Source organism: Campylobacter sp. CH246, assembly GCF_004378835.1.
GTDB lineage: Bacteria > Campylobacterota > Campylobacteria > Campylobacterales > Campylobacteraceae > Campylobacter_D > Campylobacter_D jejuni.
The window spans coordinates 37379-49987 of sequence record NZ_RYYA01000007.1 but is presented as its reverse complement, the minus strand read 5'-3'; the positions used below and the strand labels follow the sequence as shown (position 1 = coordinate 49987).

The window sequence follows — 12609 nt, the reverse complement described above, 5'->3', positions numbered from 1 at the left end:
TAATTTTAATAATTTTAAGAAAAATATGGAAAAAATTACAATAAACATAGATAAGATTAAAATAAATGATGACTGGAAAGAATTTTTAAGAGACGAATTTCAAAAAAAATACTTTCTAGAAATCAAAAAACAATACCTAAATGCGATTAATCAAAACATAATTATTTATCCGCCTGCGAATTTAATCTTTAATGCTTTTAATTTATGTCCTCTAAAAGAAATTAAAATCATTATCCTAGGACAAGATCCTTATCATCAACCAAATCAAGCAATGGGGCTTAGTTTTTCGGTTCCAAAAAATGTAAAAATCCCGCCAAGTCTTAATAATATTTTTAAAGAATTACAAAATGATTTAAACATCACTCCAGCAAAAAGTGGAGATTTAAGCTCTTGGGCAAAACAAGGAGTTTTACTCTTAAATTCTATTCTTAGCGTTGAAGCAAATAAAGCAGCTAGCCATAGTTCGTGGGGTTGGCAAGAATTTAGTGATGCTGTAATACATAAATTAAGTAATGAAAAATCAGGGCTTGTTTTTATGCTTTGGGGAAATTACGCAAAAAGCAAGGAGATTTTGATTGATAATACTAAGCATTTGATTTTAAAAGCAGCCCACCCAAGCCCTTTAGCTAGAACAGGATTTTTAGGTTGTAAGCATTTTTCAAAGGCTAATGAATTTTTAAAAAAAGTTGGTAAAATTCCTATAGATTGGAAAATAGTTTAAAAAATTATTTTAAATTTTAATAAAAATATTAAAATATATTTATTTATTTAAAAATAAATCATATTTCTATGAAATATATTGTAATAAAATAACTCAAAAATTAATTCTTAAGGAGAAAAATGAAAACCATTGGTATTATAGGCGGAATGAGTTTTGAAAGCACTATTACTTATTATAAAACAATAAATCAAGCTATAAATGATAAATTAAAATCTTTAAATTCTGCAAAAATTTTACTTTATAGTGTTAATTTTGAAGAAATAGAAAATTTACAAAGCCAAGATAAATGGCAAGAAGCTGCACAAATTTTGACTCAATGTGCTAAAAAATTAGAACTTGCAGGGGCTAATTTTATAATAATTGCAACTAATACTATGCATAAGGTTTTTGATGAAATTCAACAAAATATAAATATCCCTATTTTACATATTGCAAAAAGTTCTGCTAAGGCTTTAAAACAAGAAAACATACAAAAAATTGGTTTATTGGGTACTAAATACACAATGACTCAGGATTTTTATAAAAAAGTACTGATTGAAGAAAATATTAGCGTTATTACTCCTAGTGATGAAGATATAAAAATCGTTAATGATATTATTTTTAATGAGCTTTGCAAGGGTGAAATTAAACAAGAATCTAAAGAAAAATATTTAAATATTATAAAAAACTACAAAAAAAAGGAGCAAATGGAGTGCTTTTAGCTTGCACTGAAATTGGTTTATTAATATCCAAAAATGATACAAATATCAAAATTTTTGATATAAGTCTTATTCACGCCCTTGATGCTGCTAATGAAGCTTTAAAAGATTTATAATTAAAAGATGCCCAAAAATGGGCAAATTGCAATATTTTGAAAAGATTTATACTTATATCGGTTTAAATCTTATCTTGCTTTATAGTTTGCTATCTTTTTCTAATTGATTGATATTTAGCATTATAAATTTATAGCTCAGATAAATTACTAAAGGCCAAGCCAATAAAAACAAAGCATGTAACATTTTTTCTCCTTAATACGCGTGATCATCGTTTGCGATTTCTTCGCGTGTGATTTTTACTTTATCCATTGCATTCCAAACATAGATAATATAAGCTAAAACAAAAGGTACAAGTAAAGACACATAAGCCATGACGCTTAGAGTATAATAGCTTGAACTTGCATTTTTTAAAGTTAAAGAACTTTGTAAATCACTTAAAGATGGGTAAAAAGCACTTTGACCTAAACCAATGCTTGATAATAAAGCAAAAACTGTTAAAACCGTTCCAAGTCCTAGGGTAAAAATAGCTTTAGAGCAACCTTTTGCTCCTTGAACCATACCTAAAAGCACTAAAATCACACCAACAACAAGCAAAACAGCAAAAATCATTTGATTTAAGAAATTATATAAATACAAATTCGCACTCATGCTTACAACTCCATTTGCATCTACACTAAAACCATCTTTTAAGAAAATCCACACTAAAAAACCTAAGAAAAAAGGTAAAAATAAAATGCTATTGACCATGAGTTTTTTCATAGCTCTTATTTTGATATTCTCATCATTGATATTGTTCATAAAATACGCTGCACCTAAAAGCCTTGCTAAAAATACTAAAGCTAAGCCTAAGAGATAATTAAAAGGATTAAGTAAAAGTTCTAAGCCATGCAAAGGATTTTGCCAAGAAACAAAATTATGCTCATTTAAGATAAATTCAGAGCCGCTAAAAAAGCTACTTACCGCAACTCCGATTAAAAACACACCTAAATAGCCATTGATTTTAAGAAAAATTTCATAGGTTTTAGAGCCATAAACATTATTTTCTTTTTTGCGATATTCATAAGCTACAGCTTGCAAGATAAAACAAAATAAAATACAAAGCCAAGCCCAATAAGCACCGCCAAAACTTGTACTATAAAAAAGTGGAAAAGCCGCAAAAGCTGCTCCACCAAAAAGTACGAGAGTTGTAAAACCAAGCTCCCATTTACGCCCTAAAGAATTGACTAGCATGGTTTTTTCAAGCTCATCCTTGCTAAGCTCATCGATTAAAGTCTGTCCGCCTTGGACAAAAAACATAAAAACCAAAAGTCCGCCGAGCAAACTTAAAATCAACCACCAATAAATTTGCAAACCTTCAAATTCTAAACCAAAAAACATTATTTTTCTCCTTTGCCCATAAGTGGAGTATGTCCTGCATGTGCGTCAAAACCTTTTTTAATCTGAGTAAGCATGATTTTAACTTCTGCAATCAATAAGGCTGTAAAAAGTACTGCAAAAATCCAAAATGAAATTTGAACATTGACTTTTCCAAGTTGTGTTGCTGCGATATGTACAGGAAGCAAGTCTTGAATTGCCCAAGGTTGTCTGCCTACTTCAGCAACAATCCAACCTGCTTCAGCGGCAATATAACCCAATGGAATGGATAACAAACACACCCAAAGTACTTTTCTAAATTTCTCAATATCATTTGCCATGGTAAGATAAAGCGTAACGATGAAAAGTAAAAAGAAAAAACTTCCTAAAGCAACCATGATATGAAAGCTATAAAAAGTTAAAGCCACAGGTGGAATAGTATCGCTTGGTTTTTCTAAATATCCATAACCAAAATCTTTAAAATGAGTTTCTAAAATGGATTTGTGATTTGCCATAGCTATTGTATCATTGTTTTCTTTAGCAAGTTTATAGTCTTTTAGAGCTTGTATAGCGATTTTTCCTCTATCGATACGATTTTGCATAGGTTCTATACCTTTGCTTTCATTTCCATAGATCAAATCTTCAATTCCTGGAACAAAAGAATTTGGATCACGGTTTCCTAATATAGAAAGAGCGTAAGGTATAGTAATGTCAAATAAAAACACACTTTCGTTATTATCTATGGTTTTTTTAGGATTTAAAATTCCAAAAGGTACAAGTCCTGCACGATGTTCACCTTGATAAACCCCTTCCATAGCTGCAAGTTTCATAGGTTGAGTTTGAGTTACACGGTAAGCGCTTTCATCTCCGCTGAAAAACAAAAAGATTGAACAAACCAAACCAAAACTAGCTCCTACAACTAAGCTTTTTTTAGCCTCGATAATATGGCGTCCTTTTAACATAAACCAAGCTGAAATTCCCATTACAAATAAAGCTGAAATCACATAACCACTGCCTATGGTATGTAAAAATTTTGAAATAGCTACAGGAGAAAGTGCTACTTCAAAAAAGCTTTGCATTTCATTTCTTGCTGTGTCAGGGTTAAAGCTCATTCCTACAGGATATTGCATCCAACCATTTGCCACTAAAATCCAAAAAGCAGAAAGATTACTTCCTATAGCCACACACCAAGTTGAAAGTAAGTGAAAACCCTTGCTTACTTTATCCCAGCCAAAAAACATAACTGCAAAAAAAGTAGCCTCTAAAAAAAATGCCATAATACCTTCAACCGCCAAAGGTGCACCAAAAATATCACCCACAAACCAGCTATAATTTGCCCAGTTTGTTCCAAATTCAAATTCCATTATAATGCCTGTAGCTACACCGATAGCAAAATTTATAGCAAATAATGAAAGCCAAAATTTGGTGATTTTTTTCCATCTTTCATTTTTAGTTTTTACATAGATGGTTTCCATGATAGCGATCATAAAAGACAAGCCTAAGGTTAAAGGCACAAACAAAAAATGATAAAGTGCAGTTAAAGCAAACTGCGCTCTTGACCAATCAACGCTACTAAGTTCGTTCATTTATTTTCCTTCGAGTGTAAGATTTTTGAGTACAAAAGTGCTTTTTTCTTTGTCGCTTTTAAAAATAGAATTAAAATTTACATCAAAAACAAAAAGTTTTAAAATCACAAACATAACAAAAAGTTTGATAAAAATAATTTTCCAAAGGGTCTTTCCAAGAGTTAAATTTTTAAAACCTTCTTTGTAAAAATTAAAAATTTGAGAGATGCTAAAATATAAGTGTTTAAGATACATGTAAATTCTACCTTTAAAAACAACAAAATAAAACATTTTTAAAAAGCGGAAAATTATAATGAAATTTATGTTATTATTTTCTTAAAAATTTAAATACATATCAAGGTTTTTAATGCAAAAAATTATAGTTTTTATTTTATGTTGTTTTATGACTTTTTTTCTTTATGCATGTTCTTCTAAATTAAAATGTAAATCCTTTGGGGCGTTCATTTGGAGAATTTGAAGATACTGATCCTTTAAAACTAGGACTTGAACCTACTTTTCCTACCAATCAAGAAATTCCAAGTTTAATTAGCGGTGCTGATTTAATACCTATTACTCCTATTACCCCACCTTTAACTAGAACAAGCAATAGTGCCAACAATAATGCAGTAAATGGGATCAATCCTCGCTTTAAAGACGAAGCTTTTAATGATGTTTTAATTTTTGAAAATCGCCCTGCGGTTTCTGATTTTTTAACCATTTTAGGCCCTAGCGGAGCAGCTTTAACGGTTTGGGCTTTAGCACAAGGAAATTGGATTTGGGGCTATACTTTAATCGATAGTAAAGGATTTGGCGATGCTAGAGTTTGGCAACTTTTGCTTTATCCTAACGATTTTGCAATGATTAAAAATGCCAAAACCAATACTTGTCTTAATGCTTATGGTAATGGAATTGTCCATTATCCTTGCGATGCAAGCAATCACGCACAAATGTGGAAACTTATCCCTATGAGCAATACAGCGGTTCAAATTAAAAATTTAGGAAATGGAAAATGCATACAAGCACCTATTACAAATCTTTATGGTGATTTTCACAAGGTTTTTAAAATTTTTACCGTAGAGTGTGCAAAAAAAGATAATTTTGATCAACAATGGTTTTTAACTACTCCGCCTTTTACCGCAAAACCTTTATATCGCCAAGGAGAGGTACGATGAAAAAAATTATATGTTTATTTTTATCTTTTAACCTTACTTTTGCAAATTTAGAAAATTTTAATGTTGGCACTTTGGAATTTGCAAGGCTCATCCGCAGCCACAAAAAGCGAATGGAGTGTTAGCGTAAGACAACTTGTAAGTGGAGCAAACCCCTTAGATATCTTAATGATACAAGAAGCAGGAACTTTACCAAGAACAGCCACTCCAACAGGACGCCATGTGCAACAAGGTGGAACACCTATTGATGAATATGAGTGGAATTTAGGAACTCTTTCAAGGCCTGATAGGGTTTTTATTTATTATTCTCGCGTTGATATAGGAGCTAATCGTGTAAATTTAGCTATAGTTTCAAGAATGCAGGCTGAAGAAGTGATTTGTTTTACCTCCGCCTACTACAGTTTCAAGACCCATTATAGGAATTCGCAATGGAAATGATGCTTTTTTCAATATCCATGCTTTAGCTAATGGAGGAACAGATGTAGGAGCAATTATCACAGCCGTAGATACACATTTTGCAAATATGTCTCAAGTTAACTAGATGATAGCAGAGGATTTTAACCGTGATCCTTCTACTATAACAAGTACAGCGGATAGAGAATTAGCAAATAGAATTAGAGTGGTTTTTCCCACTAGCGCAACTCAAACAAGCGGAAGAACTCTTGATTATGCAATTAGCAGGAAATTCAAACAGACAACAAACCTATACTCCACCGCTTTTAGCTGCGATTTTAATGCTTGCAAGTTTAAGATCATTTTTAGTAAATTTTAGGACATTTAATATGAAAAAAATTATTACTTTGTTTTTTTATGTTTATAACTTTAGCCTTTGCAACTCTTGCTGGAAATTTGAAAGATTTTACCGAAATGGTTTCTATAAAGAAGCTCGAAAACGGGAATTTTTAGTGCCTTTAGGGATACCTCAAAAGATCCTATTGATCAAAATTTGGAATATTAAAGAAATTGTTTTAAGCAATGAGTTAAAACAAAAAGATAAATTAGCTAATGAACTTCCTTTTGGTTATGTGTAATTTACAAATCCAAAGGAAAACGATCTTTGTTTGACTATCTTAGAAGATGGAACCTTTGGAGCAAAATCTTGTCAAGATGATCTAAAAGATAGTAAATTAGAAACTGTATTTTTATAATACCAACAACAACTTCAGCTGTGCAAATTCGTTCTTTAGTTTTGGAATCTGATGAATGTATAGTAACTTTTTTTAATCCAAATATTCCTATACAAAAACGCTTTGGAATAGCCCCTTGCACCTTAGATTCTAATTTTTTGCTGAAGTAAATAAACTAATGATTATAACCCCATCTTTAACAGCTGCTACCCCTTTAGAATAAGTTCTATTTTTATATTGATTTAATATTTATGATATTACTAAAATACACAAAATAATTAATAATAATACAATGTAATTTACCTTACTCTATAATTCTTTTATTTTAATTTAATTTTTTGTTACAATAAATTTATACATAATAATTATCAAGGAGGAAAAATTGGAACAAATTTTAACATGGCAACAAGTTTATGACCCTTTTTCAAACATTTGGGTAAGTGCTTTAGTGGCATTTTTACCTATACTATGTTTTTTAGTTTGTTTGGTTGTTTTAAAACTTAAAGGCTATCAAGCAGGTTTTTTAACTGTTATACTTGCTACTTTGATAGCTTTATTTGCCTATAAAATGCCTTGGAATTTAGTGGGTGCAAGTTTTATTCAAGGTTTTACAAATGGTATGTGGCCTATAGCTTGGATTATCATCGCGGCAATCTTTCTTTACAAACTTTCTATCAAATCAGGTTCTTTTGAAATCATTAAAAAAAGTGTGATGAGTATTACCCCAGATCATAGAATTCAAGTGATTTTAATAGGTTTTTGTTTTGGTTCATTTTTAGAGGGTGCTATAGGTTTTGGTGGCCCTGTGGCTATAACTGCTGCACTTTTAGTAGGACTTGGCTTGCGTCCTTTGCAAGCTGCAGGGCTTTGTCTTATCGCAAATACCGCTCCTGTTGCTTTTGGTGCGGTGGGGATTCCTATCATTGCTATGGCAAATCTTGTTGGCATAGAACAACATTCAGTTTCTGCCATGGTAGGTAGAATGCTAGTTCCTTTAAGCCTTACTATACCTTTTTTCATAGTTTTTTTAATGGATGGATTTAAAGGTATTAAAGAAACTTTTCCAGCTATTTTAGTTGCGGCGCTAAGTTTTACAACTACTCAATTTTTAAGCTCAAATCACCTAGGAGCGGAATTACCTGATATTATTTCAGCTGTGGTTTCTTTAGCAGTTACGACTGTATTTTTGAAATTTTGGAAACCAAAAAATATTTTTAGATTTGACAATGAAAGCAATTTCACTCAAGATAACACCTTAAGTTTTAATCAAATTTTAAAAGCTTGGTCACCTTTTATTTTACTCATTGTTTGTATTATCATTTGGACACAACCTTGGTTTAAAGCCCTCTTTGACAAGGACGGAATTTTAAGCTATACAAGTATTACTTTACAATTTAGCAATATCACAACTGGAATTTTAAGCCCTTCTATCACAGGCATAGGAGAAGCTAAGCCTTTATCTTTGGCCTTGGGTGTAGATTTAATCAATGGAAAAACCGTAGCTCAAGCAGGAACAGCGATTTTACTTGCCGCTTTTCTAACTATAGCTATTTTAAAAATCAAAGCCGAAGATGCTGCAGAATGCTTTTGGGTTACCTTAAAAGAAATGGCTATACCTTGTATCACCATAGGTTTGGTTGTGGCCTTTGCTTTTATCTCTAAAAATAGTGGTATGAGCACTACTTTAGGACTTGCTTTTGCACACACAGGTGATGCTTTTTCTTTCTTTTCACCAATCATTGGCTGGATAGGGGTATTTTTAACAGGCTCTGATACAAGTGCTAATTTACTTTTTGGAACCTTGCAACAAGTAAGCGCTCAAAAACTAGGTATTAGTGAAGCTTTATTTTTAGCAGCTAATTCAGTAGGTGGGGTTGTTGGAAAGATGATCAGTCCACAAAGCATTGCTATAGCTTGTGCAGCGGTTGGACTTGTGGGAAAAGAATCTGATCTTTTCAAATTCACATTAAAATATTCTGTAGCTTTTATTATTTTAATAGGAATTTGGACTTGCATTATAGCTTTTTTCTTACAAGGAATCATCCCTGAAGTTATAGTGAAATAATTAAAAAAATTTAAGTTTTATTTCAACAAATATTCGTTTTTAGAATATTTGTTAGAAATTTTACTTTGCTTTTATTTTTACAGGATTAGAATATTTATCCTAAATTATCCTAAAAGGAGAAAAATGATGAAAAAAGTGTATTTTTACGCCACATGCTTAGGAAGCGCTGCTATGCAACAAAGCGTTTTAAATGCGATAAAACTTTTAAGGCGTGAGGGTATTGAAGTGATTTTCAAAAAAAATCAAACCTGTTGCGCCCAACCTTCTTTTAACTCAGGTTATTTCGATGAAAGTCGTGAGATCGCTTTATATAATGTAGATTTATTTGATAAAGATTATCCCATCGTTGTACCCAGTGGTTCTTGTGCGGGTATGATGAGTCATGACTATAAAGAGCTTTTTAAAAACAGACCTGAATTTTCCAAAATAAAAACTTTTAGCTCTAGAGTGATAGAACTTTCACAATACCTTGATGAAGTTTTAAAAGTAGATTATGAAGATAAAGGTGCACCTATAAAAGTAACTTGGCATTCTAATTGCCATGCTTTAAGAGTGCAAAAAAGCATACAAGCGAGTAAAAATCTTATCAAAAAACTAAAAAACGTAGAATTAGTAGAACTTCAATACGAAGAAGAATGCTGTGGTTTTGGAGGAACCTTTTCAGTAAAAGAGCCTGAAATTTCAAATGCTATGGTAAGAAGCAAAATCAAAGATATACAAAATAGCGGTGCAAAATATCTCATCAGTGGTGATGGAGGTTGTCTTTTAAATATAGATGGCACAATGAAAAGAATGGGTTTGGATATAAAAGGCATACATTTATATGACTTTTTACTTAAACGCTTAGAAGGAGAGAGACTATGAGTCAAAAAATTCCTCACGAACAAATCGTTCAAATTAAACTCAATGACAAACAAATGCAAGAAAATTTAATGACTGCCATGCATACTTTGCAAAAAAATAGACTCAATGTTATTGATGCTAGATTTAAAGACTGGCAGGGCTTAAGAGCTAAAGCTAAGCAAGCTAAAAATAATGCCTTAATGAGCTTAGAAGAAAGACTTTTAGAATTTGAAAAAAATGCTACAAAAAATGGCATTAAGGTGCATTGGGCAAGTAGTGATGAAGATGCCTGTGAAATCGTCTATGAAATCATGAAAGAAAAAAATATCACCAAGCTTTTAAAAGGCAAGTCTATGGCAAGTGAAGAAATAGGCCTAAATCACTACCTAGAAAAAAAAGGTTTAAAAGCTATAGAAACCGATCTTGGAGAGCTTATTTTACAGCTTAATGAAGAACCCCCTTTACATATAGTTGTACCTGCCATACATAGAAACCGCCATGAAATCGGAGAAATTTTCAAAGAAAAATTAGGAGCAAATTTAGAAAACGATGAACCCGAAAGTTTAAATGCGGTGGCTAGAGAATATTTAAGAAAAGATTTTGAAGGCTTAAAACTTGGACTTAGTGGGGTCAATTTTGCCATGTCAAGAGAAGGAGCTTTTTGGCTTATAGAAAATGAAGGAAATGGTAGAATGTGCACTACAGCACCTGATATTCATATCGCACTTTGTGGTATAGAAAAAGTCATGGAAAGCTTTGAAGATGCGGCTACTATGGTTTCTTTACTTACTCCTTCAGCCACAGGACAGTTTATACCAACTTATAACAATATCATTACAGGCCCTAGAAAAAATGGAGATTTAGATGGTCCTAAAGAAGTACATGTGATTTTATTTGATCACAATCGCTCTAAAATGTTAGCTCATGAGGATTATTATGAGGCTTTGCGTTGTATTCGATGCGGGGCTTGTATGAATTTTTGCCCTGTTTATGATCAAATCGGCGGACATGCTTATCAAACCACTTATCCAGGACCTATAGGAGAAGTAATCAGTCCTAATATTTTTGGTATAGATCATACAGGAGATATTTTGAATTTCTGTTCACTTTGTGGGCGTTGTTCTGAAGTTTGTCCAGTGCAAATTCCTTTGGCTGATCTTATTCGCAAATTAAGATGTGATAAAATAGGACAAGGTAAAAATCCACCTTTAGGAGCAAATAATGTTCATCACAATGCCCTAGAAGCCTTTACTTTTAAACAATTTAAAAATATCGCAACCAATGGCGATAAATGGCGTTTTTCACTTTCAAAAGTACATTATTTCAACTGGACGGTACAAAATTTCGCAAGCATTTTGCCTGTGATTAAAAAATGGTACGCTTTTAAAGAATTACCTCAAATTAAAATGGATCTTTATAAAGAAGTGCAAAAACTAGAAGGAGTAAGCTATGAGTAAAATCGATGAAATTTCAAGCAAAAGCAAAGCAAATATTTTAGAACATCTTAAAAAAGCTTACAAAGAAACAACTTTCACACGCATTGAAAGTATAGATCCTGTAGAACATATCCAGACAACCCAAGATATGCTTACAGAAATGAAGCAAAAAATGAGCGATAACAAATACATCGTTGAAAATGCTACAAAAGATACCTTAGAAGAAAAAATCAATGAAATTGTCGCAAAATATGGCTTTAAAAGTATGATTTATGGAGCGGATTTAAATTTAAATTTAGAACAAATCAAAGCAGAAAAAAAGATTTGCTTTGATAAAGAAATCGAAAATTTAAGATCTGAAGTTTTTCATAGTGATTTTTCCATCATTCACGCAAGAGCAGGGGTAAGCTCTCACGGAGTTGCACTTATACCTTCAAGTAAAACCCAACCTAGAATGCTAAGCCTTGCACCTAAACTTTGCATAGTATTGCTTAAAAAAGAAAATGTTGTTAAAAGTCTTAGCGAAGCTTTAAATTTAGTAAAAAAAGAAAATGAAATTTTACCTACTAATATCTTATTTATAGCAGGGCCTTCAAGAACAGCAGATATAGAACTTATCACTGTTTTTGGTGTTCATGGGCCACAAATTGCACATATTATTATTTACTGATTCTATACTAGAATCAGTAAGTCTTAATTTTTAATATTAATTATATATATTTTTTATATTATATAAATATAAATAAAATAAATAATTTCTAATTAATAATATTTCACTCAAATATATTAAATTAATTTTAAATACAAAAATTAAAGAAGGTGCTTTTAGATAAAACTAATTCCAACTTGGAATGAAAAATACAGTATTCATGACACAATGATTGACATTCAACACCAAAAACTTTTTGAACTTGCAAGCAAGGTTGAAAGTGCTGTTTATAAATTTGCAAAACGAGAAGAACTCAAAGAAATTTTAACAGAACTTTTTAACTATATGAAAGAACATTTTAGTAATGAAGAAGATTATATGCAAGAAATTCATTATCCTTATTTAAATGAACACAAAATCATGCATAAAATATCATTCGTGATATGTCTTATCTTATACAAAACATAAAAACCACTAATGATTTAAAAGAGAAGCTTTACACAGTTTCTAAAAAATGGCTTTTAGAACATATACTCTATAAAGATATGAAAGTTGAACAATACAGAAGATCTTCTTTAACTTCTGAAGATGATGGGGAAGTAAGCTTTGAAGAAGTCAAAGAAGAAAAAGATGATGAAAATACAGTTTATCTTTATACATGCGAATGCGTAGAACAAATGCATGATGTACCATTTGGAATTTATCAAAAAATTCAACTTAAGGGCGTAAAATTTAAATGTAAAAAATGCAAAGAAGTCATACAGTTTTATAAAAAATATTCATCAAATTTCTAATTAACTATTTATGCGTTAAAATAATAAATTAAAGTATAAGTTAGACAAAGAAGGAAATTTAATGGATAAAAAAAATAAAATATTTTATTTTGGATAAATTTGACTATTCCTATCCTATACTAACCAAAGATA

At 31.2% G+C, this 12609-nt stretch carries 10 protein-coding genes and 4 pseudogenes; 11 read left to right on the top strand and 3 right to left on the bottom strand.

All coding sequences use genetic code 11. The annotated features are described in order from the left end of the window. Window positions 1–25 precede the first annotated feature (25 nt). Window positions 26–721: a uracil-DNA glycosylase gene (gene ung / locus ELQ06_RS06395; RefSeq protein WP_052797980.1), complete on the top strand. Its 696-nt coding sequence runs from the start codon at window positions 26–28 to the stop codon at window positions 719–721. Window positions 722–840: 119 nt separating this feature from the next. Continuing rightward, a pseudogene (locus ELQ06_RS06390) lies at window positions 841–1535 on the top strand (aspartate/glutamate racemase family protein). A 193-nt stretch (window positions 1536–1728) separates the two neighbouring features. Here the strand turns inward: ELQ06_RS06390 and cydB are convergent. The 3 genes from cydB to ELQ06_RS06375 are packed head-to-tail and all read right to left on the bottom strand — an operon-like array spanning window position 1729 to window position 4649. Next, window positions 1729–2853: a cytochrome d ubiquinol oxidase subunit II gene (gene cydB / locus ELQ06_RS06385; protein ID WP_052797982.1), complete on the bottom strand. Its 1125-nt coding sequence runs from the start codon at window positions 2851–2853 to the stop codon at window positions 1729–1731. Further along, the gene (locus ELQ06_RS06380; RefSeq protein ID WP_002859765.1) at window positions 2853–4415 is read right to left on the bottom strand and encodes a cytochrome ubiquinol oxidase subunit I; all 1563 of its coding nucleotides are present in this window, start codon (window positions 4413–4415) and stop codon (window positions 2853–2855) included. The genes cydB and ELQ06_RS06380 overlap by 1 nt, the downstream gene beginning before the upstream one ends. Beyond that, the gene (locus ELQ06_RS06375) at window positions 4416–4649 is read right to left on the bottom strand and encodes a DUF4492 domain-containing protein (RefSeq protein WP_002851632.1); all 234 of its coding nucleotides are present in this window, start codon (window positions 4647–4649) and stop codon (window positions 4416–4418) included. Between the two features lie 112 nt (window positions 4650–4761). On the opposite strand from ELQ06_RS06375, the pseudogene cdtA reads away from it, so the two are divergent. From cdtA to ELQ06_RS08755, 9 genes and pseudogenes are all read left to right on the top strand, one after another. Beyond that, a pseudogene (cdtA, locus tag ELQ06_RS06370) lies at window positions 4762–5566 on the top strand (cytolethal distending toxin subunit Cj-CdtA). Further along, window positions 5563–6318 (top strand): annotated as a pseudogene (locus ELQ06_RS06365) (cytolethal distending toxin subunit B family protein); the annotation flags it as partial. The pseudogenes cdtA and ELQ06_RS06365, both read left to right, overlap by 4 nt. A gap of 55 nt (window positions 6319–6373) precedes the next feature. Then, window positions 6374–6913, top strand: a pseudogene (locus ELQ06_RS06360) (cytolethal distending toxin subunit A/C). A 159-nt stretch (window positions 6914–7072) separates the two neighbouring features. Next, the gene (locus ELQ06_RS06355) at window positions 7073–8755 is read left to right on the top strand and encodes an L-lactate permease (protein WP_052797983.1); all 1683 of its coding nucleotides are present in this window, start codon (window positions 7073–7075) and stop codon (window positions 8753–8755) included. Between the two features lie 123 nt (window positions 8756–8878). After that, window positions 8879–9619, top strand: a complete 741-nt coding sequence (locus ELQ06_RS06350) for a (Fe-S)-binding protein (protein ID WP_002860572.1) — start codon at window positions 8879–8881, stop codon at window positions 9617–9619. Further along, on the top strand, window positions 9616–11055 hold the full coding sequence (locus ELQ06_RS06345; RefSeq protein ID WP_052797984.1) for a LutB/LldF family L-lactate oxidation iron-sulfur protein: 1440 nt from the start codon (window positions 9616–9618) through the stop codon (window positions 11053–11055). The genes ELQ06_RS06350 and ELQ06_RS06345 overlap by 4 nt, the downstream gene beginning before the upstream one ends. Beyond that, window positions 11048–11704, top strand: a complete 657-nt coding sequence (locus ELQ06_RS06340) for a lactate utilization protein C (protein ID WP_002857772.1) — start codon at window positions 11048–11050, stop codon at window positions 11702–11704. The genes ELQ06_RS06345 and ELQ06_RS06340 overlap by 8 nt, the downstream gene beginning before the upstream one ends. A gap of 207 nt (window positions 11705–11911) precedes the next feature. After that, window positions 11912–12151: a hemerythrin family protein gene (locus ELQ06_RS08760; RefSeq protein ID WP_052794140.1), complete on the top strand. Its 240-nt coding sequence runs from the start codon at window positions 11912–11914 to the stop codon at window positions 12149–12151. Next, window positions 12127–12477 carry a cation-binding protein gene (locus tag ELQ06_RS08755; RefSeq protein WP_052794139.1) on the top strand — a complete coding sequence of 117 codons (351 nt, stop codon included), beginning with the start codon at window positions 12127–12129 and terminating at the stop codon, window positions 12475–12477. Before ELQ06_RS08760 ends, ELQ06_RS08755 begins: the two co-directional genes overlap by 25 nt. Window positions 12478–12609: the final 132 nt, after the last annotated feature.